Source organism: Agrobacterium sp. CNPSo 3708 (genome assembly GCF_028674915.1).
GTDB classification, from domain to species: domain Bacteria; phylum Pseudomonadota; class Alphaproteobacteria; order Rhizobiales; family Rhizobiaceae; genus Agrobacterium; species Agrobacterium cavarae.
In genome coordinates, this window is record NZ_JAQZSF010000009.1 from 154719 (window position 1) to 175170 (window position 20452).

Annotated in this window: 20 protein-coding genes; 8 read left to right on the forward strand and 12 right to left on the reverse strand. The window is 58.9% G+C overall.

The window, feature by feature from the left end; translation table 11 throughout:
- Positions 1-244 precede the first annotated feature (244 nt).
- On the forward strand, positions 245-691 hold the full coding sequence (locus PVA19_RS19410) for a MarR family winged helix-turn-helix transcriptional regulator (RefSeq protein ID WP_062425824.1): 447 nt from the start codon (positions 245-247) through the stop codon (positions 689-691).
- 144 nt (positions 692-835) lie between these two features.
- On the opposite strand, the gene PVA19_RS19415 is transcribed toward PVA19_RS19410, so the two are convergent.
- From PVA19_RS19415 to PVA19_RS19435, 5 genes are all read right to left on the reverse strand, one after another.
- On the reverse strand, positions 836-1573 hold the full coding sequence (locus PVA19_RS19415) for a L,D-transpeptidase (RefSeq protein WP_111847614.1): 738 nt from the start codon (positions 1571-1573) through the stop codon (positions 836-838).
- Positions 1574-1767: 194 nt separating this feature from the next.
- Positions 1768-2652, reverse strand: coding sequence for a L,D-transpeptidase (locus PVA19_RS19420; RefSeq protein WP_113179313.1), 885 nt, complete (start codon positions 2650-2652; stop codon positions 1768-1770).
- A gap of 102 nt (positions 2653-2754) precedes the next feature.
- Positions 2755-3693 carry an alpha/beta hydrolase family protein gene (locus tag PVA19_RS19425; RefSeq protein ID WP_062425826.1) on the reverse strand — a complete coding sequence of 313 codons (939 nt, stop codon included), beginning with the start codon at positions 3691-3693 and terminating at the stop codon, positions 2755-2757.
- A gap of 92 nt (positions 3694-3785) precedes the next feature.
- Positions 3786-5411, reverse strand: coding sequence for a cisplatin damage response ATP-dependent DNA ligase (locus PVA19_RS19430; protein ID WP_113179772.1), 1626 nt, complete (start codon positions 5409-5411; stop codon positions 3786-3788).
- Between the two features lie 2 nt (positions 5412-5413).
- Positions 5414-6424, reverse strand: coding sequence for a ligase-associated DNA damage response exonuclease (locus PVA19_RS19435; RefSeq protein ID WP_062599502.1), 1011 nt, complete (start codon positions 6422-6424; stop codon positions 5414-5416).
- Positions 6425-6563: 139 nt separating this feature from the next.
- Between PVA19_RS19435 and PVA19_RS19440 the strand changes: the two genes are divergently transcribed.
- Complete coding sequence (locus PVA19_RS19440) at positions 6564-7394, forward strand: GGDEF domain-containing protein (RefSeq protein WP_113179312.1); 831 nt, start codon at positions 6564-6566, stop codon at positions 7392-7394.
- On the opposite strand, the gene PVA19_RS19445 is transcribed toward PVA19_RS19440, so the two are convergent.
- Positions 7363-8883 (reverse strand): MDR family MFS transporter, encoded by a 1521-nt coding sequence (locus PVA19_RS19445; RefSeq protein ID WP_113179311.1) that lies wholly within the window; start codon positions 8881-8883, stop codon positions 7363-7365. The two genes, PVA19_RS19440 and PVA19_RS19445, sit on opposite strands and share 32 nt — an antisense overlap.
- A gap of 110 nt (positions 8884-8993) precedes the next feature.
- Between PVA19_RS19445 and PVA19_RS19450 the strand changes: the two genes are divergently transcribed.
- Complete coding sequence (locus PVA19_RS19450; RefSeq protein ID WP_062425830.1) at positions 8994-9500, forward strand: MarR family winged helix-turn-helix transcriptional regulator; 507 nt, start codon at positions 8994-8996, stop codon at positions 9498-9500.
- Positions 9501-9536: 36 nt separating this feature from the next.
- Here PVA19_RS19450 and PVA19_RS19455 read toward each other — a convergent pair whose 3' ends face one another.
- Positions 9537-11024 (reverse strand): diguanylate cyclase domain-containing protein, encoded by a 1488-nt coding sequence (locus PVA19_RS19455; protein ID WP_113179310.1) that lies wholly within the window; start codon positions 11022-11024, stop codon positions 9537-9539.
- A 302-nt stretch (positions 11025-11326) separates the two neighbouring features.
- Between PVA19_RS19455 and PVA19_RS19460 the strand changes: the two genes are divergently transcribed.
- Positions 11327-11986 carry a glutathione S-transferase family protein gene (locus PVA19_RS19460; protein WP_113179309.1) on the forward strand — a complete coding sequence of 220 codons (660 nt, stop codon included), beginning with the start codon at positions 11327-11329 and terminating at the stop codon, positions 11984-11986.
- Positions 11987-12044: 58 nt separating this feature from the next.
- On the opposite strand, the gene PVA19_RS19465 is transcribed toward PVA19_RS19460, so the two are convergent.
- Positions 12045-13052, reverse strand: a complete 1008-nt coding sequence (locus PVA19_RS19465) for an asparaginase (RefSeq protein ID WP_274103890.1) — start codon at positions 13050-13052, stop codon at positions 12045-12047.
- A gap of 74 nt (positions 13053-13126) precedes the next feature.
- Here PVA19_RS19465 and PVA19_RS19470 point away from each other — a divergent pair, with 74 nt between their 5' ends.
- On the forward strand, positions 13127-13906 hold the full coding sequence (locus PVA19_RS19470) for a DUF3750 domain-containing protein (protein WP_162722988.1): 780 nt from the start codon (positions 13127-13129) through the stop codon (positions 13904-13906).
- On the opposite strand, the gene PVA19_RS19475 is transcribed toward PVA19_RS19470, so the two are convergent.
- Positions 13849-15258, reverse strand: coding sequence for a chloride channel protein (locus tag PVA19_RS19475; RefSeq protein ID WP_162722987.1), 1410 nt, complete (start codon positions 15256-15258; stop codon positions 13849-13851). The two genes, PVA19_RS19470 and PVA19_RS19475, sit on opposite strands and share 58 nt — an antisense overlap.
- A 132-nt stretch (positions 15259-15390) precedes the next feature.
- Between PVA19_RS19475 and PVA19_RS19480 the strand changes: the two genes are divergently transcribed.
- Both PVA19_RS19480 and PVA19_RS19485 read left to right on the forward strand, forming a co-directional pair.
- Complete coding sequence (locus PVA19_RS19480) at positions 15391-15672, forward strand: YlcI/YnfO family protein (RefSeq protein WP_112952212.1); 282 nt, start codon at positions 15391-15393, stop codon at positions 15670-15672.
- Positions 15669-15968, forward strand: coding sequence for a type II toxin-antitoxin system RelE/ParE family toxin (locus PVA19_RS19485; RefSeq protein WP_112952211.1), 300 nt, complete (start codon positions 15669-15671; stop codon positions 15966-15968). Before PVA19_RS19480 ends, PVA19_RS19485 begins: the two co-directional genes overlap by 4 nt.
- A gap of 64 nt (positions 15969-16032) precedes the next feature.
- On the opposite strand, the gene betA is transcribed toward PVA19_RS19485, so the two are convergent.
- The 3 genes from betA to betI all read right to left on the reverse strand — a co-directional run bounded on the left by betA (position 16033) and on the right by betI (position 19881).
- Entirely contained in the window at positions 16033-17685 is a 1653-nt protein-coding gene (gene betA, locus PVA19_RS19490) for a choline dehydrogenase (RefSeq protein WP_113266093.1), read from the reverse strand.
- Between the two features lie 103 nt (positions 17686-17788).
- Entirely contained in the window at positions 17789-19252 is a 1464-nt protein-coding gene (betB, locus tag PVA19_RS19495) for a betaine-aldehyde dehydrogenase (protein ID WP_274103931.1), read from the reverse strand.
- Positions 19253-19269: 17 nt separating this feature from the next.
- The gene (gene betI, locus PVA19_RS19500) at positions 19270-19881 is read right to left on the reverse strand and encodes a transcriptional regulator BetI (protein WP_274103891.1); all 612 of its coding nucleotides are present in this window, start codon (positions 19879-19881) and stop codon (positions 19270-19272) included.
- 282 nt (positions 19882-20163) lie between these two features.
- On the opposite strand from betI, the gene PVA19_RS19505 reads away from it, so the two are divergent.
- Entirely contained in the window at positions 20164-20391 is a 228-nt protein-coding gene (locus tag PVA19_RS19505) for a ribbon-helix-helix domain-containing protein (RefSeq protein ID WP_113326864.1), read from the forward strand.
- The last annotated feature ends 61 nt before the right edge of the window (positions 20392-20452 follow it).

Genomic DNA, 20452 nt, shown 5'->3' on the forward strand with positions numbered 1-20452 from the left:
AATAAGATTGCTCGGCCTTCGCATGCAGCAGGAACCGAGTGACGGGATAAAATGTTCCCTAGAGCGCTTCCCTGCCGCGCGGAATTGCCTCGCCGGAACGGAATTTCGCAGAATGGAAAAACATGGGCAGTCGATCTCCAAGAGATGGACGCCAAGATGCTTCTATTCTGGTGAAACTCTTTCCGATGAAAGCTGTCCGAGCAGCAAGAGAGCGCTTCAACAGCGCATTTTGGAGCTCACACGAATGGACGACGGGACAATGGAAGGCCTTTTAAGGCTGGACGTGCAGATATGTTTCGCGCTTTACGGCGCAGCCCATGCGTTTACGCGGGCTTACAAGCCATTGCTGGAGCCGCTTGGCCTCACATACCCGCAATATCTGGTGATGATGGCGCTGTGGGAGGAAGACAACGCCACGGTGAAGGCACTTGGCGAAATGCTCGGCCTCGATTCAGGCACCCTCTCCCCTCTCCTGAAAAGGCTGGAGCAGGCAGGTCTCATCACCCGCAAGCGTGGCAAGCAGGACGAGCGCCAGGTCGTGATCAGCCTGACGCCGGAGGGCGCCGACATGAAGAAGAAGGCAGTGCACGTCATGCGCTCCATCGGCGAAGCGACAGGATGCAGCCTGGAAGAGCTCGGGCAAATTCGGGACCGGTTGAATTCTCTGAAGGACAATCTGGCGCGAGCCTAATATCGATCGCGTCGCCCTTCGTCGCAGCACCTTTTCGCCATTCAAGCTGGCGAAGACGGGAACAGGCCTGTGCTGTTGCAGGAAATGTATGCACCACCCTCAAAGCCGAAGCATGAGGGTGGTGGATGATCGAAACGAGTCTGCTTACTGCCAGACGACCACACGCGCCTTGTTTGGAACGCGGTCATAAAGGTCGATAATGTCCTGGTTCATCAGGCGAACGCAGCCAGACGACACGGCCTTACCAATGGAGTTCCACTCCGGCGAGCCATGCAGACGATAGAGCGTGTCCTTGCCGTTCTGGAAGATGTAGAGCGCACGCGCACCGAGTGGGTTTTTCAGGCCAGGCTCCATGCCGCCATTCCTTGCGGAATATTTCACCAGTTCCGGCTGTCGCGCCACCATCTCATCCGGCGGCGTCCACTTCGGCCATTTCTGACGCCACTGAATGACGCCCTCGCCCGACCAGGCAAAGCCTTCGCGACCGATGCCGACGCCATAACGCATCGCCGTCCCGCCTGGCTCCACCACATAGAGGAAGCGCGAGCGCGTATCGACGACGACCGTTCCCGGACGCTCGCCTGTCGGGTCCACGACCCGCTGGCGGTAATAGCGGCGATCGATTTTCTGATACGGCACTGCCGGGATAACGAAACCGCCATCCTCAACCGTGCCATACATCACCGCCAGCTCAGCGTCCGAAATACCGGAGGAGAACATTTGGCGGAAATCATTGGCAACGCCACCGGCGAAACCGAGCGGCTGCGTGCTGTCATAGGGGCCGACACCGGATGATGCACAACCCGCCAACAGCGACGCGGAAGAAAGGCCCAGAAGGGAAAGGAAAGTCCGTCTTGAAAGATCTCTGTCGGTGCTCATCATAAGTCCGGTTTTCTCACATCGGAGGCGAAGAGGGAGGCACTGTACCGAAGCGTGCAGAGCCTGCGTTTCAATCTCGCCGTACGTCGTTTGTTCCACGATACATCAGCTATTGCTATAGTGGTTAAGACATACTGAAAACCAGTTGCAGCCTTGCAACATTCGCACCGGCGGGATGCTTTTACCGGTGGTCGTGTTCACATCACCACAATCGGTGCGCCCTGCGGCACGCGATCGTAAAGATCGATCACATCCTGATTGAGCATTCTGACGCAACCGGACGAGGTCGCCTTGCCGACCGATTGCCAGTCCGGCGTTCCATGCACACGGTAAAGCGTGTCCTTGCCGTCCTTGAAAATGTAAAGAGCCCGCGCACCGAGCGGGTTGTTCAGACCAGGAACCATGCCGCCGCGCGCCGCCGAGATCGACGCGAGCTCCGGTTGTCGCTGTACCATTTCATCGGGTGGCGTCCAGCGCGGCCACTTGGCCTTCCACTGGATGGCACCTCGCCCTGACCAGGCATAGCCCGATCGCCCAAGCCCGACACCGTAGCGAACCGCCTTGCCGCCCGGCTGCACCAGATACAGGAAATGCTGTCTCGTATCGACGACGATGGTGCCCGGCGCTTCCGCCGTCTGGTAGCTGACCTCCTGACGCAGAAACCGCGGGTCGATGCGACTATAGGGAATGGCGGGCAGTGTATGGCCGTCATCCGACAGCACGTCGTACATGGCGCGGTGAAGCGGATTGGAGACCGGCAGGCCGTACCCCATCGTCCTGTCGCGATAGGCAGGCGACAGCGCCGGTCCAGGCCGTGCCGTCGTTGGCGGGCCATAAAGCTGCTGGAACTGGGATCGGAAGAGATCCGGCGGTCGGCTGTTGATCGAGCCTGGCGTCTGCGGCAGCGGCTCGCGCGGGATCGAACCGACATTGTTGTAATTGAAGACGGGTGCCGTCTCCTTCACGAAGACATCGGCGTTCATGCGGCTGGTGTCGGTGATGAACAAGCAGCCGCTCAGGAGCGGCGCTGTCATCAACGCGCAGGCAAATCGGCGGAGGGTCTTCAGGGCAAATACAATCATCGAACCGCTTCAAGATAGATCACTGGCGGCACAATGACTCGCGCGGCTGGCGCGAGGCTGGATAGATGGGTGATGACGGCGTCGCGCTAACCGCGCAGGACTTCAGACGAAGTTGTTGAAGAAGCGGATGCTTTCGTCCACCGCATGCGGCACGACGCCATTATGCGTGCCGGGCAGCAGCCTGTGGCTGATTTTGGCACCCACGGCCGTTGCGCGTTCAACGAGAAGCTTATGATCAGCGTCGAACGGTCGCTCCTCTGTGCCGCGCAGCAACAGGGTCGGGCATTTGAGGCTATGACCGAAACAGACCGAGGAGCGCATGATGAACTCCTGCTGATTGCTCTCGTCGAAACACAGTTCATCCGTATAGCGGTTGAAGTAGCGCCAGGAGTTGACACCCGCCGAGACCGGTACGGCTGCGCGGAATTTCCGCGTCATCGCCGCGAGCAAGGAGAGCGTGCCGCCATTGGAGTGACCGGCCAAGAAGAAGCGATCCTTGTCGATGCCAGGCAGGTTCTCGAGAAACTCGGCAGCGGATAGCGCATCTGAGGTCTCGTCATAGAAGCCGGAGTAATATCCCTTCTGGCCGTTTTCGCCGCGGAAGGATGGGAGCATCACCACAAAGCCTGCCTCCCAATAGGGCTTCATCAATGCCCAGTGACCATCGCCAGTCGCGTTGCCTCCATGGAGGAAAAGAACGGCGGGCTTGAGCTTCTTCTCCGGAACATATTCGGACAACCAGGCAACAAGCTCGATGGAGCCGTTCGGGCCACCGGGATAGGTGACGCGCCGTGCACCGGGTGGTGTGCCGAGCGGCTCGGATTTTTCAGGTGCAGACATCTTACGCAGGAGATGCGTTTGAAATCTTTCGCGCGCCCTGGCGTAGTCCTCATTTTCCAGTGGCAGAACTGGCGGCAGATCCACTTCAGAATGCGCGCCTTTCGGCATCAGAGCCGCTGCACCCAACCCGAATGTACCCGCCAGCAGGGCGCGGCGTGTGGGGGAAAAAGGAAAAATCTTATCCATGCGCTTGTCTGTCATGTGGGAATCCGATCAGCGTTGCACAGCACAATTTCAGCACCGGAATGTCCAATTGTCTACTTAATGTTTCTCTTTAATACCGTCATCTGCATTCAAGCCTCCCGTTCATCGACCATCGCCATCAGAGTGACCAACCGATCGGCTTCGGAGGGAAGTTTGTCTGCACGTAACCGTGCGATTCGTGGAAAGCGCATCGCCACGCCGGATTTATGGCGAGCCGAGCGATTGATGCCCTCAAACGCAACTTCCAGCACGAAACCGAAGGATGGCGTGGCGCGCACGGCGCGTACCGGACCAAAGCGTTCGACGGTGTTGTCGCGGACGAACTTGTCGAGAATCTCAAGCTCCGCATCGGTGAAGCCGAAATAGGCTTTGCCGACCGGCACGAGTTGTTCGCCATCTTCACCATCTGCCCAGACGCCGAAGGTGAAATCGGAATAGTAGCTTGAGCGCTTTCCGTGGCCGCGCTGCGCATACATCATCACCGCATCGATATTGAAGGGGTCACGCTTCCATTTGAACCACGGACCCTTGGCGCGTCCCGCCTGATAGACGCTGTCCTTTCGCTTGATCATCACGCCTTCGATCACCAGATCGGGTGGCGCTTTGCGCAGATCGTCAAGTTCCTGCCAGTTGGTGAAGGGTACCAATGGTGAGAGATCGAAGCGGTCGTGAGGGGCGGTTTCGATGAGATCGGTCAGGTGCTGGCGTCGGTCGAGATAGGTCTCGCCGCGAATGTCCTCCTCGCCTTTGAACAGCAGATCATAGGCGCGGATGAAGGCGGGATACTCCTCCATCATCCGGCCGGTCACCGTCTTGCGGTTCAGCCGCTGCTGAAGGTCTGAGAAGGTTCGCGTGGCGCTGTTGGAGCGCGCCGTTCCACCGATCAGAAGTTCGCCGTCGATCACGCCGTCAAAATTCGCAGCTTCGAGAATATCCGGGAAGGCGCCTGAAATGTCGTCGCCGGATCGCGAGTAGAGCTTGCGGGTGTCGCCAGCACGGGAGAGTTGGACGCGGATCCCATCCCATTTCCACTCCGCCGCGAAATCCTGCGGATGGAGATTGGCAAGATCATTATCGCCGACCGGTGTGGACAGCATGACGGAATGAAAGATGGCAGGCGTTGCCAGAAGTGGCCTGCCGGTCTTTCCCTCAAGCCAGGCGAAGAGCGGTTCATAAGGCGGCTCCAGACCATGCCAGAGCGTTTCGATCTCGGTAATGTCCTTGCCGGCGAAGTCCGCAAGAGCCTGCCGGGCAAGACGCGCGGACACCCCGATGCGCAAACCGCCGGTGACGAGCTTCAGGAAGGCGAAGCGCGAGGATGTATCCAGCCGATCCAGAAGCTCTCGCACTGCGCCGCGCACTTCCGTCTTGCCGAGCGCGTTGATCTTGCGCACGACTTCGCCGAGGCTCGGATCGTTTGCCTGGGGCAGATCGGCGTTCTGACTGGTATCCCAGACGAGCGAGATCGTTTCGGCCAGATCGCCGACATAGTCGTAGGAGTAGCGGAACAGCACCTCGTCCATGCGCTCCAGAACCAGTTCGCGAAGCAAGGCCGGTTTGACGCTTTTCAGGTCGAGGGTGCCTGCAATCGCTGCGAGCCCGTATCCGCGATCAGGATCGGGCGTATCACGGAAGTAATCCGTCAAAAGCGTCAGTTTGCCGTTTCTGGATGGTGTGAGGACAAGACGGTCGAGAAGGGTCGCAAAAGCTTTCACGCTCAATCCCCCTCATCTTCATAGCCGACGAGATGCAGCGGACGGGCCGGAATGCCCTGAAGTTCGCACCAGCGCACAAGTGCTTCCTCACGGCCATGCGTGACCCACACTTCCGATGGCGCGACTTCCTTGATAGTTTCCAAGAGTTCGGGCCAGTCGCAGTGATCGGAAATGACCAGCGGCAATTCGACACCGCCCTGTTTGGCGCGCTGGCGCACCATCATCCAACCCGAGGCAAAGGCAATGAGCGGTTCGTTGAAACGACGCGCCCAACGTTCCTGGAACGCCGAGGGCGGTCCGACGACGATCGCACCCTTGAACTGCGCCGGGTTGCTCTTCTCCAATGTGGCAGGGCGGATGTCGCCTAGATCGATGCCTTGGGAGACGTAGTAGTCGCAGAGCTTTGCCAGCGCGCCGTGAATATAAACCGGCCCGGAATAGCCGTTGTCGCGTAGCAGTCGCAGCACGCGCTGCGCCTTGCCGAGCGAATAGGCGCCGACGAGATGCGTACGCTCCGGGAACTGGCGAATAGACGTCAGAAGCTTGGCAATCTCGCGGGCTGGCGCCGGGTGATGAAACACCGGGAGCGCGAAGGTGGCCTCTGTGATGAAGACGTCGCAGGGAACCGGCTCGAAGGGTGCACAGGTGGGATCAACGCCGCGCTTGTAGTCCCCCGACGCGACGATGCGCAGACCGTCATATTCGATGGAGATCTGGGCGGAGCCGAGTACGTGTCCGGCCGGATGGAACCCGACGGTCACGCCATTGACTTGCGCGGTCTCTCCGAAGTCGATGGCCTGTTCGCTGACGGTAAAATCCTCGCCATACCGCAAGCGCATGATGTCGAGCGTCTGGCGCGTCGCCAGCACCTTCTCGTGCCCCGCCCGCGCGTGATCCGAGTGACCATGGGTGATCAACGCCTTCGGCACCGGCTTCACCGGGTCGATGTAAAAGTCACCCACCGGGCAATAAAGCCCCTTCGGTGTCGGGCTGAGCAGTTTTTCTGGTTTCATGGCGTCGGGATCGACCGAAATTTACGATGCTTCAAAACTTCTTGCGCAAGACAAAACGAACCGTGCGGAATAAGGTTCATTCTGTGCGAAACGGTTTGGCGGGGGAAGCGGTTTTGCCGACAAAAGGGGTATCGGCGCAATGAAGGGATTCTGGTCACGCATCATCTTTCGCGCCACGCTCGCAGCTGTCGGATCTCTGGCGGCGTCCCTAGTGATCGTTTCAGTCCTCGTTCCGCAGATGGGTGGCACCGTGGAAGGTGTCGGTCTCTTGATGGCAGTCATCTGCCCGATCGCCATTGCCGGACCAGCCAGCGGCGTTCAGTTCTATCAGCTGGAGCGTTTGAAACAGGCCCGCGCCGCCCTCACCCGCTCTCATCTGGAACTCGATAGTCTGCATCGCGATCTGGTTGCCGCCCATGCTGCCGCCATAGAGGCGTCCCTGCGCGATCCCATGACCGGGGCCTATAATCGTATCGGCTTCATGCAGCGCATGAGCGAATGTGCTAGCACCGAAGGCACCGTGCTCTTCATTGACGCGGACCACTTCAAGTCCATCAACGACCGTTTCGGCCATCGGACCGGGGATCAAGCCTTGCAGACGATTGCCAAGGCGCTGCGAAAAGGTCTGAGACCAGAAGACTTTCTGGGTCGGATCGGCGGCGAGGAATTCGTCATCTTCCTCGATGGCGTCACTTCGCCGGCGGAGATTGACCGCATGGCCACCGTGTTCCTGAAATCGGTGTCCTCGACACCACTTCTGACGGAGTCCGGCGCGATCGTAGAGCTCAGCATCAGCATTGGGACAGCGAGTTTTTCCGCGCTTTGCGATGCGGAGGTCCTCCTCAAGGAGGCCGACTTGCGCATGTATGAGGCCAAACGAGACGGTCGCAACCGGGCCGTCATAGGTCGGGACATATCGATACCGATGCCGCCAGATTTCAGTCTTGCGGCACCTTCTGTTCCATGCTGATCGGCAGCCGGACATTCTTCAGCATTACCGCAGCGACCAGACCGATCACCGCCGTTGCAGCCGCGACGAGGAAAAGCGGGGTGAAAGCGGCGGCATAAAGATCGGCCACGGCGTGCTGCGAGGCGGCAGGCAATTGCGCCAGCATTTTGGGTGTCAGTTCCTGAATGTTGCCAACCCCTTGAATATCGGCGCTGGTCCCCTTGAGACTTGAGGATATGACCGCACCGTAGATGGAGATGGCAAGTGCCGCACCGCCCATGCGCGTCAGGGTAACGGCCCCGCTTGCCGCACCGATATCGGCTTTGGCCGCGGAATTCTGCACGCCGATGATCGGCGCCTGCTGGCCGAGGCCGACACCAAGTCCCTGCAGCAACAACAGTGCAGCGATGATCGCCAGGGGTGTACCAACGTGGACCTGCGAGAGCGACAGCATCGCAACCACGGCAATCGACAGGCTGATGATCGAAAACGGCTTGTAGCTTCCCGTCTTCGAAATCAGCCGGCCTGCCGTCAGCGATCCCATGACGATGCCACCAGTGACGGCGATGAAGAAGAGTCCGGCTTCAGAAGGCGAAAGCCCGGTCGTCGTCTGCAGGAAGAGGGCGTAGTAATTGACCATGCCGATGCCGAGACCACCGCTGACGATCGAAATGATCATTAGCAATGGAAAGGTCGAATCCTTGAACAAGCGCAGCGGCACGATCGGCTCAGGCGCGCGCTTCTCCACCTGTACCCAAAGAGTGGCGCAGACAATGGCGAAGGCAATGATCGCAAGGCTCTGCCAGGCAATCAGCGAGCCGAAGAGTTCAGCACTGTCAGCCCAAAGCACTACGCTCGAAATTGCGGCGGCGAGAAGAACCGCACCGATGTAATCGATTTTCGGCTGACGGTCGGGTCGACGATACGGCAGGAGAAAGGCAAGACCCAGCAGCACGACAATGCCGATGGGCAGGTTGATGAGAAAGATGGAGCGCCAGCCGAAGAGATCGCTCATCGTGCCGCCCAGGATCGGTCCGACACTGCCGGATGCCATGATCACGAGGCTCGAATAGCTCTGGTAGCGGGCGCGTTCACGCGGGGCAAACAGATCGGCATTGACGGAGAAGATCGACACCATGATACCGCCGCCGCCAAGGCCCTGAAGAACACGGGCAGCGATCAGCGAATCCATCGACCAGGCCAGGCCGCAGGCAAGCGAACCGATGGTAAAGAGGACGACGGCAAAGATCATCACATATTTGCGGCCAAAGAGGTCGCCGAGCTTGCCATAAACCGGCATGACGGCGCTGGTGGCCAGGAGATAAGCGGAACCGACCCAACCGAAGCGTTCAAGCGCGCCGAACTCGCCCACGATGGTCGGCAAGGCGGTGGAGACGATCTGGTTATCCAGCGTCGCCATGAACATAGCCAGCATCAGGAATAGAAAGACAACAAGTCTGCGACGGGGCTCCGTCACGAGTGGAGCCGCAGAGTTCACCGACATATCCATGGAAAGGCCTCGCGTTAGGCGTCAATTTATGTGCTTATGGCATATATATGTCAATGGCATCTTTCGAAGGATTATTGTATGTTGTATTCGGTTAGGAGCGAGGGCATCACATGAACAATCAGATCCTCAAGCGCGCCGATAGGAGCGTGTCCGTTCAAGACGACGTGCTGGCTATCAGCCACACGATGACACGCATGCGCATCATGATCGGCCGGCGTGTCATCGGTCGTACGGCGATTGCGAAGTTAGCACCAGGGCTCGATCTTTCGCATCTTGATGTTCTGGATGTGGTGCATCGGACACAAGGTGACGCGACAGTCGGGTCGATTGCCGAAGGCATGCGGCTTGATCCATCACGTGGAAGCCGTCTGGTCGCAGATATGGTTGGCAGGGGATTGCTGCAACGGGATGTGTCGCAGGAAGACGGCAGGCGCAGCGTGATTGTTGTCACGGCACTGGGCCGCAGTATTCTCGAAGATATGCGCGACGCCAAGATCGCAATCATCCAAGATGTGGTCAGTGACTGGCCGCAGGAGGATGTGGCCGCTTTCGCCGCACTTTTCGACCGCTTCATCGGACGCTTCGAGACGCGCCTTGCTCCGGATGCGCGCCCCTAGAGCGCTGGCCGTCCAAGGCCTGATACGTCTTTCGCGTTATGCGGCGTTTCCAACCTCTGGCCCGGCTTTCGCAGCGTCTCGACCAGCCCTCTTCGCCTCGTACATGGCGGTATCAGCGCGGGCCAAAAGGTTCTCCGGCGTCGTTCCATCGGTCGGATAGAACGCCGTTCCCATCGAGCAGGTCACCGTAATCGCGCCTGTTGAAATTGCGATCGGCTCCTGCACCGCTTGGCGAATGGCTTCAAGCCGCGTCATCACCCCGGCTTCATCTCGTTTGGGATTGCTGAAGATGATGGCGAACTCGTCACCACCAAGGCGCACCGCAATATCCGAAGCACGAACGTTTTTGGTGATACGTTCGGCGATGGCACGAAGAACATCGTCCCCTGCTGCGTGTCCGTGAAGATCGTTGATCTGCTTGAACTTATCGACATCGAGATAGGTGATTGCCACCAGACGACCCTCCCGCTTCGCCTCGTGAAGAGCTCGGCGGAACTGGCCCCAGAAGAGATTGCGGTTCGACAGACCGGTCAGCGGATCGTGGTGGGCCATGTAATGCACACATTCTTCGGCGCGGCGGCGGTCGATCGCGATCCCGGCAATATTGGTTGCCATGTCGATGATTTCTTTTTCCGTCTCAGTCGGCATGCGAACCGCTTTGGAGTAGAGCGCGAATGTTCCGAGCAGAACGTTGTTGTTGCCTATGACAGGCGTGGACCAGCAGGAGCGAAGGCCATGGGGTTTGACCGCTTCGACATAATTGGCCCAGAGCGGATTTTCCAGCGTGTCGCTGACATAGACAGGCTCTCTGCGGAAGGCGGCCGTGCCACAGGAGCCGTTGGTCGGCCCGACGGGAACACCATCCACTTTCGACACATATTCTTTCGGTAGCGACGGTGCCGCGCCATTGTGCAGCAGGGCGGTCTTCTCGTCCAGCAACAGGACGGAACCGCAGACATGGTCCAGCAGGCTTTCGACCTCGCGCACCACGGCGGCGAGGATATCCTTGAGAGGCTTTCCCTTGACGATCATTTCCAGGAGAGCAGCATGGCTTTTGCGCATGGTTTCTTGACGCTTGGTCAGGGTGATCTCGCGTGAAACGCCGGCAAGCCCTACCGGCGTACCCTCTTCATTGCGTAGAATGATGCGTGTGCCGGAGTACCAGCGTGTTGTTCCGTCGTCTGCGGCGATCGGCTCTTCGGCATCGTAGACATTGGTATTGTTGGAAAGGATGCGGCGATCCAGGCGATCGATACAATCAGCGACTTGCTTCGGCGCGAGGTCGAAGATCGTCAATGTGCGCCCGTCCAGGTAATCCCGCTCGTGGCCCAGCGAGGCAAGGGCGGCAGCGTTCATATACTCGTACCGGCCTTCGCAATCCTTGATGAAAACCATTTCGGGTACGTTATCGAGCAAGAAAGTCAGACCGTGCCGGTGGATGTAAGACATCGGGATTTGGAGAGATGGCGCCGATGATGTTGACGGTATTGGACCGTTTTCTTCACGCATCTTATGAAACTCCATTAAAATTCTTCAGTCTGGTGCATTTGCTTATGATCGATGGTCAGCACAAACGGGCTGGAGAGCAATGGGATTTAGCCTATAGAAGATATACTTATACTGAATTAACAAAATTCAGTCTCTACCGTCTGCCGTCAACGCGGCGCTCTCCTAGTAATACTGTCAATATTGCATACTTTTTATTAGAATGCCTACATATATCAGAATCTCGCCAGCTGAACTACACCTCCTGTCGAAACGTGACATAAACGTTGGATTCGGCCAGAAATGGCTCTAACGTCCTATAAACATCAGAGGGTTTTGCAGTGCTGACAATTTATGGCGTCTATCGCTCCCGGGCCACGCGGACATTATGGCTTGCAGGAGAACTTGATATTGCGTTCGACCATGTGCCCGTCATCCAGGCGCGGCGGCTCGCCGATCCGATGGCAGCCGATGCGCCGCTCAACACGCTGACGCCCTCCTATCTGGCCATCAACCCGATGGGAACGATCCCCTGCATCGACGATGACGGCATGGTGCTTTACGAGTCTATGGCGATCAATCTTTATCTGGCGCGGAAATACGGCACGTCCGTCGCGCCAAACGACGCGGCGGAAGATGCGCATATGCTGCAATGGTCCTTCTTCGCCGCGACGGAAATCGAGACGACTGCGCTGAAGATTTCCTCGACCTTTGCCGAGGGCCTGGCCGACAGCGAAACAGGCAAAGCCGTCATCGAGGTAGCAGCGCGCATGTTGCGCCGGCCCTTCCGCGTGCTGGAACAGCACTTGGCGGACAAAGACTATCTGGTCGGCGACCGCTTCACCGTTGCCGATCTGAACGCTGCGGAAGTGGTTCGCTACGCGCAGGCGCACGCGCCGCTTTTTGATGCGCATCCTGCCGTGAAGGCATGGCTGGAGCGTTGCCAGTCCCGCCCGGCCTTCAAGGCAATGTGGGATGCGAGAGCTGCCGAACCGGCTTAAGCGCTCAAGCATCGATCCGGAAATCGGAATTGGTTTCCGGAAAGTACGATGTGTTAAATCAAAGCGTTAGAGCCGACGTCGCACGGATGTCACCGACATGGATGCCGTTCCAATTCTTCATGGAGCGGTTCGCGATCGCGTCGAGAGCATGCGCTTCCACGCTGTCCTTATCGAAATATCGCGCCAGTAGAGCGGCAATCATCGCCTCGGCGGCACGGGTCGTGCCGTCCTCGCATTTGACCGCGATGGCCAATCCCTTCTCCGGCAGGATGCCGACGAAAACCCCTTCGGCGCCGGTCTTCGCAAAAATCTTACCCGGGGCGATTTCCATGAGCTTGGTGCAGGTGCGGCCCGTTCCCGCAACGTAAAAGGGCTCGGCCATACAAGCCTCGATCAGCCGACGCGAGGCCTGAGCGCGGATCGGCTCCAGCCCTTGCCCGGTCGCCATCTTGGCAAAACCGTGCGCCAGCGATTTTAGCGGTACGGCATAGGCCGGGATGGAACATCCATCGATGCCGCAACTGTCCTCGGCGATGGCAGCGCCCGTGAGGCTTTCCATCGTTGCGCGGATTTCGCGCTGCAACGGGTGCTCGGCATTGACGTAACCTTTCGTCTCGATGCGATTATGGCTGCAGGCGCAGATGAAGCCGGAATGTTTGCCGGAACAGTTGTTGTGCAGCGCAGTCGGCTTCTCCATGCTGCGCGCCTGGCCTATCAGCGCCTTCTGGTCCAGCGACCAGTGCGCACCGCATTCCAGCGCGCTGAGATCATGGCCCGCCCATGCGAGCATCGATGCTGCCAGTTCCACATGCGCCTCTTCTCCCGAATGGGATGCGCAGGAGAGTGCGAGCTCTCGGTTGCCGAAACCGTAAGCATCCGCAGAACCGCTTTCCACCATGAACAAGGCCTGCATGGCCTTACATGCGGAACGCGGGAAGACCGCGCTCTCGGCATCGCCTGCCGAAAAGACAACCTTGCCATCGCCATCCACCACGACGGCCATGCCTCGATGGCGGCTTTCGACGAGGTTGCCGCGGGTGACCTCAACGGTAACGGGGTTGTGCATGATGCCGGCCTCAAAAAATTCGAAATGCGATCCCTATCTAACCCTATTGTTCGCATCATGCACGGGGCACTCCATTGAAATTTGCCAAACGGTTTCTGGCCGTCGTTTTTCTCGTCTATCTCCTGCCTGCCCTCGCCTCTGCGGGTCTGTGGGTAATGAAGGACCATCCCACCGGCTACCGCAATGCGCGCTGGTCTTCCGCGCGCATTCTGCCGGAGGCGGCAGCGGACAAGCCTGCGGCGATCTATGTCTACTCGGCCATGACCGGCGGCTTCAAAGGCTCGATTGCCAGCCACGCCTGGATCGTGATGAAGCCGGAAGGTGCTGCGAGCTATGAGCGCTACGACAAGGTCGGCTGGGGCTCGCCCATCCGCCGCAACGCCTACGCGCCGGATGCCTACTGGTATTCGAACATGCCCCGCAAGGTTCTGGAAATGCACGGTGAAGAAGCCGAGAGGCTGATCCCGAAAATCCAGCAGGCGGTCGCCGACTATCCTTACGCCAAGGCAGGCGGCTACCGGATTTACCCCGGGCCCAATTCCAATACCTTTATTGCGCATGTTCTGCGCAGCGTGCCGGAACTCGGCGTGGTGCTGCCACCCGACGCCGTCGGCCGCGACTATCTGCCGAACGGCGAGTTCGTCCATATTGCCGAGGATTGGAAGGATGTCAGCATTTCGCTCGGTGGACTGTTTGGACTGTCCGCCGGTTTACGCAGCGGCTTTGAAATCAATTTCCTCGGCCTCGTCGCTGGCATCGACATCCAGAACCCCGGCATCAAAATCCCGGGGCTCGGTTACTTCGGCGTCAACTCGTTCGAACCGGCGCCGGAGCGCGCACCCGGCTCCGCCTGAGCATCGCTTTCGTGGTGCTCGGCTTCGCTCGCGCGCCTCGCCCTGATTCCCTGCGCGATGAAGACGCGCGACAGGCCATGGTAGAGGGGCTCAGGAGAGATCATTCGTGAGGTCAGGTAGCCCAGCATCGACGCGGCCATGATCGCGATGACGCCGTCATGATTGCCCGTCATTTCCAGGATGATCACGAAAGCCGTCATCGGGGCCTGAACGACACCGGCAAAATAACCTGCCATGCCAAGGATGGCGCCGAGCGCGATGCTGCTGCCAAGAAGAGAAGAGACGGTGCTGCCGAAGCCCGCACCGACGGAAAGCGATGGGGCGAATATGCCGCCGGGAATGCCCGACAGCATGGCGAGGAATGTCGTCATCAGCTTCTCGGCAAAGAACAACATCGGCGCGGGCTCACCCTCGACGGCCGCCCTCGCCTGCTCATAGCCAGTGCCAAAGGTCGCACCACCGCTGAGGACGCCGATGATGGCTGAGGCCAAGCCGCAGACGGCTGCAACAATCAGCATGCGCTTCAACGGAACCGTATGCGCCCACCGGCGAATGCGCTGCGAGGCACGAAGCGCGCCCGCGCTGAAGATGGCACCCAGAAAGCCGCCGCCGATACCGCAGATGAGAACGAGGCTCCAATCCTTCCCCGTTTGCATCATGACGGTGCTGGTGCCGAAATAGGTGTAGCTGCCGACAAGTCCGAGCGACGCCAAACCCGAAAGGATGACGGCGGTCAGCACCAGGCCGTTGGCGCGGGACTGATAGGACCGGCTCATCTCTTCAATAGCAAAGACGACGCCGGCAAGTGGTGTGTTGAAGGCCGCAGCGATCCCTGCTGCCGATCCGGCGAGGATCAGCCCCCTCGCCTGCGCCATGCCGCCAACCCGTGCGGCCAGAAGCATGATCGAGGCGCCGACCTGTACCGTTGGTCCCTCGCGCCCAATGGATGCGCCGGACATGAGACCAACAACCGTCAGCACGATCTTGCCGACGGCAAGCTTGATCGACAACAGGCGAGACCGGTCTTCGTCATGATGGAAATGGCGCGCGGCGATGGCTTGAGGAATGCCACTTCCGCCGGAATTTGGAAACACCACCATTGCCAGCCAGGCGCAAAGAACGAAGCCAAGCGGCGTGATAATCAGCGGCAGAAGAAATGCCCACTCGCCTGACGTTGTGGTCGCGGAAAAAACGTGCTGCGCCCAATCTGCCGCCTTGGCAAAGGCGACGCTGATCAGCCCTACCGCAATGGCCCCGAGCCAGAAGACGGCTCTTGGCTTCCAGATCCGCCACGATCCCCACATGACGCGGGAACGGCGGACCATTTTCATGTTCTTGTAAGTGGCAGGCATGGTACGTTTCTGCATTTCAAAGGGCAAGATTTCTTATCGGACCCAGGCGCGTCGATTGCAACCATGTCTTTGACAAATGCTATGGAAAGGCGCAGATTTGCGTATCGCAATTGCAATGCAGGAGCCATTCCGATGAAAAGCGCGACGCTGCCGCCCCTTCGGGTCGAACCGGAATTTCGAGAAAAAGCACAAAGCGTGCTGAGAGAGGGCGAGACCCTGTCTAGCTTCATCGAAGAAGCCGTGCGCAAACAGGTGGAAATCCGCAAATCGCAGGCGGAATTCATCGCCAGAGGTTTGGCGTCTTTGGAGGAGGCCGAACGCACAGGGGTATATTACACGACTGAGGACGTATTATCCTCGATGCGGCAGAAACTTAAGACCGCTAAAGCGGCGAGAGCTTCCAAGCACAAATGACTTATACTCTGCGTTACACCGCTGAAGCGCTGGAAGACTTTGAACGCATTTACGGTTACCTGATCGAATATGACATCGAGACCGCCGAACGGGCCCTAAGGGCAATAAGCGCAGGGCTTGGTATTCTTGTTGATTTTCCATTCAGCTGCCGCCGCGCGGATGGTGGAACCAGCGTTATGCGCGAGCTCCTTGTTCCATTCGGCTCATCAGGTTATGTGGTTCTCTTCCGTATCGACGGTCCGGAAACCGTTACGATAGCCGCAGTCCGCCACCAGCGCGAAGACGACTATCATTGAGCCCTACGCATCGTGTTTTCAAAGACATAGAGCGTCCCTCGCATCCAAAAGGACGCGCGGAGCTCTAGCGATCGCTGACCGCCGCCCGCGGATTGACCCAAGGCTCCTGATTGGACCGCGGCAATGGCTGTCGACCGAGAATATGATCGGCGGCCTTTTCACCTGTCATGATCGAGGGTGCATTGAGGTTGCCATAGGTCACATGCGGGAAGATCGAGCTATCCGCCACGCGTAGGCCATCGACCCCAATGACGCGGCACTCCGGATCGACAACGGCCAAAGGATCGTCTTTGGCACCCATCCGGCATGTGCCGCAGGGGTGGTAGGCACTTTCCAGATGTTCACGCAGGAAGGCGTCGATCTCCGCATCGGACTGAACCTTTTCACCCGGCTGGATTTCAGGACCGCGGAACTCGTCGAAGGCTTTCTGGCTGAAAATCTCGCGCGTGAGGCGCACGCAATGGCGGAATTTCTCCCAGTCTTCTGCATGGCTCATATAGTTGAAACGGATCACCGGGTCGTCCTTCGGATCGGACGATCGAAGCTTAACGTCGCCGCGGGATTTCGACAGGTTGTAGCCGACATGCACCTGGAAGCCATGGCTCTTGGCGGCAGCCTTGCCGTCGTAGGAAATGGCGACGGGGAGGAAATGAAATTGGATATCCGGCTGCTTCAATCCTGGTGCGGAGCGCAGGAAGGCGCAGGCCTCGAACTGGTTGGAGGCACCAAGCCCGCCCTTGGTCATCAGCCACTGCGCACCCGCCACGCCCTGCCAGAACCATGGTAGCCATGAATAGAGCGATACAGGCTTGGTGGAGACCTGCTGGAAGTAGAATTCCATATGGTCCTGCAGATTGGCACCGACGCCCGGGCGGTCCACTTTCACCTCGATACCCATGTCCTGCAAATGCTGCGCCGGACCGATCCCGGAGAGCATCAGCAGTTTCGGCGAGTTGAAGGACGAGGCCGCAACGATCACTTCGCGGTTTGCGCTTATCGTCTCGACGGCACCCTTGCGTTCAATCTCGACGCCTGTCGCGCGGCCATTGGTGATCACGATCTTGCGCGCAAAGCCGTGCACGAGCGTAACATTGCCGCGCTTCAGAGCCGGCCTCAGATACGCGTTTGCTGCGGACCAGCGACGACCGTCATGGATCGTCTGTTCCATCAGGCCGAAGCCTTCCTGCTTCGAACCATTGTAATCATCGGTCAGTTCAAACCCGGCCTGTGCGCCCGCCTGAATGAAGGCATGAAACAAGGGGTTCTTCACTGGACCACGCTGCACATGCAGAGGCCCATCCGTACCGCGCCAGCCTTGCTCACCGCCATGGCTATGTTCCATGCGCTTGAAGTAAGGCAATACATCCGCATAGGCCCAGCCCTGCGCACCCCGTTCTTCCCAGCGGTTGAAGTCTTCCGCGTGACCACGGACATAGACAAGTCCGTTGATGGAGGATGAGCCGCCAATGACCTTGCCGCGGGGTGCGGTGATGCGGCGATTGTTGAGGTTCGGCTCCGGCTCGGAGAGATAGCCCCAATTGTAGCGCTTCATGCTCATCGGCCAGGCCAGTGCCGCCGGCATCTGGATGAATGGCCCGAAATCCGATCCGCCTGCCTCGATGACGAGGACAGAATACTTGCCGTCTTCCGACAGGCGATAGGCCATAGCTGAGCCAGCGGACCCGGAACCGACAATGACGAAATCTGCCTCTAGCATCTGTTATCTCTCTTGGTGTTAATTACCCGCCGTCAGGGCCGAAAGGCGACTGGCGGGTAGCCGGATCGATTGGATACTCCCTGAGCAGGGGAGCAGCGCCCCATCAATAGGGCGCTTCGACTTTGCCTGTTGCCACGTAGATCGTCTTCAACTCACTGTAATGATTGAGGGCTGCGGCCGAGTTTTCCCGACCGAAGCCGGATTGCTTGGAGCCGCCGAAGGGCATTTCGACCGGGCACAGATTATAGGTGTTGATCCAGAGCGTGCCGGCCTCCAACTGGTCGACGACGCGATGCGCACGCGACAGATCGGCGGTGAAGACACCGCCCGCGAGACCGAATTCGGTCGCATTGGCGCGGGCAATGACCTCGTCTTCATCGTCGAAATCCAGCACGCACATCACCGGCCCGAAGATCTCCTCGCGGGCAATCGTCATGTCGTCCTTCACATCGGCAAAGACGGTGGGCTGCACGTAATAGCCCTGGCCGGAGACATTGTTGGGAATGCCTCCCCCGCTCACGAGCGTTGCGCCTTCGGCCTTGCCCTTCTCCATATAGGCCAGCACCTTCTCCTGCTGCGCCTTCGAGACGAGCGGGCCGATCTGGGTTGTCTCATCCATGGGGTCGCCAATGATCATGGCGTCGGTGCGGCTTTTGAGATTGTCGAGGAAACGCTGTTTTGCACCCCGCTGAACGAAGACGCGCGTCCCATTGGAGCAGACCTGCCCCGAGGAATAGAAATTGCCGAGCATGGCGCCGCCAACCGCACTTTCGATATCGGCGTCGTCGAAGACGATGAGCGGCGACTTGCCGCCGAGTTCCATCGTCACATGCTTCAGATGGCCCGCAGCCGCGGCAGCGACCTTGCGGCCCGTCGGAACCGAGCCGGTCAATGACACCTTGGCGATATCTGGATGGTTGACGAGGAGCGGGCCGGTGTCGCGATCCCCCTGAATGACGTTGAAGAGACCTTTCGGCAGTCCCGCTTCGATGAGAATTTCGGCAATCTTCAAGGCGCCCAGCGGGGTGTTTTCCGATGGCTTGAAGACCATGGCGTTGCCGGCGATGAGCGCGGGGGCCGCTTTCCAGCAGGCGATCTGCTGGGGATAGTTCCAGGCGCCGATCCCGAAGCAGACACCCAACGGGACACGCTTGGTATAGGCAAAATCGCCGCCGAGCGGAATGTAATCGCCGTTCAGCGCAGACGGCGCGATGCCGCCAAAGAATTCGAAGCAATCAGCCCCGGAGGTCGGATCAGCAACGATGGTTTCCTGAATAGGCTTGCCGGTGTCGAGCGTTTCAAGTTCAGAAAGCTCGCGGTTGCGCTCGCGCATAATGTCTGCAGCACGGCGCAGGATACGCCCGCGTGCCGTCGGGCTCATCGCAGCCCATTCTTTCTGCGCGCGCTTCGCCGAGGCGATTGCTCGCTCGACAATGGCAGGGGTCGCCGCATAAAGGCGCGCGATGACTTCACCGGTCGCCGGATAGATGCTTTCGATCAGCGTTCCCTTATCATCTTCAACATAGTCGCCATCGATGAAGTGCGAGGCTTTCGGCTGGGCTTTCAACGTCATGATCAGTGTCCTTAAAGAATGCGGGTGGACGGCTTGTTGTCCAGAAAGCGTTTCAGCTGCACGTCGAAGTAATCTTCGACCAGAGCGCCCGCGGCGGAGATGCCAAGCGGTGCGGCATGCAGACTGTGGCGAATATAAAGCCCGTCGATCAGGGCCGCTGCCCCTTCGGCGATCCTTGCCGCGTCGTCGGGCGGGCAAAGACGACCGAGGCTATTCATGATGTTGGAGCGAAGGCGCTTGGTATAGACGACGAGAAGACGGCGGGTTTCCTCTGAGCGCTGCGCCTCGACATAAAAGGCCAGCCACGCCGCCACCGTTTCCTGGGTGAACTGGTCGCTTTGAAACGACACCCGCACTATGGCGCTGAGGCGCTCGCGCGCGCCGGACGCCCGAGTCAACGCCGCAACAGCATCCCGCCGCAAATCCCGCAACAGGCTGCGGATCGTCTCCAGCAGGAGTTGCTGCTTGCTGCCGAAGTAATGGTGCGCGAGGGCCGCCGAGACCCCCGCCTCTCGTGCGATGTCCGACATCGTCACATTCAGCGAACCATGATGGCCTATGGTGCGTAGAGCTGCATCGACCAGCGCTTTGCGCCGCAATGGCTCCATTCCGACTTTGGGCATACAGATCTCCTTTCGGTTTTTTTATTATTGATTGACTGATCAATCAATAAAAAATGCGACGAGTTTTCACCTGGTTTGCGCCATGTCAATGAGAGGATCGATCACGTGTTCGACACTCTTCTAGCTCTGAGTGTTTTTAGCGGGAACCAAGAATAACTTCTCACGTTCTATTCGACCGCCGCCTTGCGATCCACAGAATATGCACATGCTGCAAAGTGAGTTTACGACGGCAAATGCGGCTGACGGGAAAAATCCCGCAGCTTGGCAATAGGGAGGACCACCATGCCAGTGTTGACCGTATCGATCTCTCCGGAACAGGCTGCGAAGATGCACGAAGCCGTGGCCTGCGGTGCCTACGCCTCCAGCAGCGAAGTCGTGCGCGCCGCGCTGAAGCTCTGGGCAGAGACACAGCAAAGAAACAAGGGCGGCTTCGTCGAGCGCCGGAAGAGCGATAGCGAGGCCGTCAATGTGGCGGAGCTCTATGCCTTCCACAACACACATAGACGCTGAGCGACATCTGATTTGACGCCACCTGACCGGACATGAAACTGTCACCAAAGTTTCATCTGCC

Coding starts and splice junctions, on each gene's coding strand:
- PVA19_RS19420 (WP_113179313.1), bottom strand. CDS start 2,652: ATGATTGTATTTGCCCTGAAGACCCTCCGCCGATTTGCCTGCGCGTTG.
- PVA19_RS19480 (WP_112952212.1), top strand. CDS start 15,391: ATGAAAAGCGCGACGCTGCCGCCCCTTCGGGTCGAACCGGAATTTCGA.
- PVA19_RS19410 (WP_062425824.1), top strand. CDS start 245: ATGGACGACGGGACAATGGAAGGCCTTTTAAGGCTGGACGTGCAGATA.
- PVA19_RS19440 (WP_113179312.1), top strand. CDS start 6,564: ATGAAGGGATTCTGGTCACGCATCATCTTTCGCGCCACGCTCGCAGCT.
- PVA19_RS19415 (WP_111847614.1), bottom strand. CDS start 1,573: ATGATGAGCACCGACAGAGATCTTTCAAGACGGACTTTCCTTTCCCTT.
- PVA19_RS19425 (WP_062425826.1), bottom strand. CDS start 3,693: ATGACAGACAAGCGCATGGATAAGATTTTTCCTTTTTCCCCCACACGC.
- PVA19_RS19450 (WP_062425830.1), top strand. CDS start 8,994: ATGAACAATCAGATCCTCAAGCGCGCCGATAGGAGCGTGTCCGTTCAA.
- PVA19_RS19485 (WP_112952211.1), top strand. CDS start 15,669: ATGACTTATACTCTGCGTTACACCGCTGAAGCGCTGGAAGACTTTGAA.
- PVA19_RS19465 (WP_274103890.1), bottom strand. CDS start 13,052: ATGCACAACCCCGTTACCGTTGAGGTCACCCGCGGCAACCTCGTCGAA.
- betA (WP_113266093.1), bottom strand. CDS start 17,685: ATGCTAGAGGCAGATTTCGTCATTGTCGGTTCCGGGTCCGCTGGCTCA.
- PVA19_RS19445 (WP_113179311.1), bottom strand. CDS start 8,883: ATGGATATGTCGGTGAACTCTGCGGCTCCACTCGTGACGGAGCCCCGT.
- PVA19_RS19505 (WP_113326864.1), top strand. CDS start 20,164: ATGCCAGTGTTGACCGTATCGATCTCTCCGGAACAGGCTGCGAAGATG.
- PVA19_RS19475 (WP_162722987.1), bottom strand. CDS start 15,258: ATGCCTGCCACTTACAAGAACATGAAAATGGTCCGCCGTTCCCGCGTC.
- PVA19_RS19455 (WP_113179310.1), bottom strand. CDS start 11,024: ATGGAGTTTCATAAGATGCGTGAAGAAAACGGTCCAATACCGTCAACA.
- betI (WP_274103891.1), bottom strand. CDS start 19,881: ATGCCCAAAGTCGGAATGGAGCCATTGCGGCGCAAAGCGCTGGTCGAT.
- PVA19_RS19435 (WP_062599502.1), bottom strand. CDS start 6,424: ATGAAACCAGAAAAACTGCTCAGCCCGACACCGAAGGGGCTTTATTGC.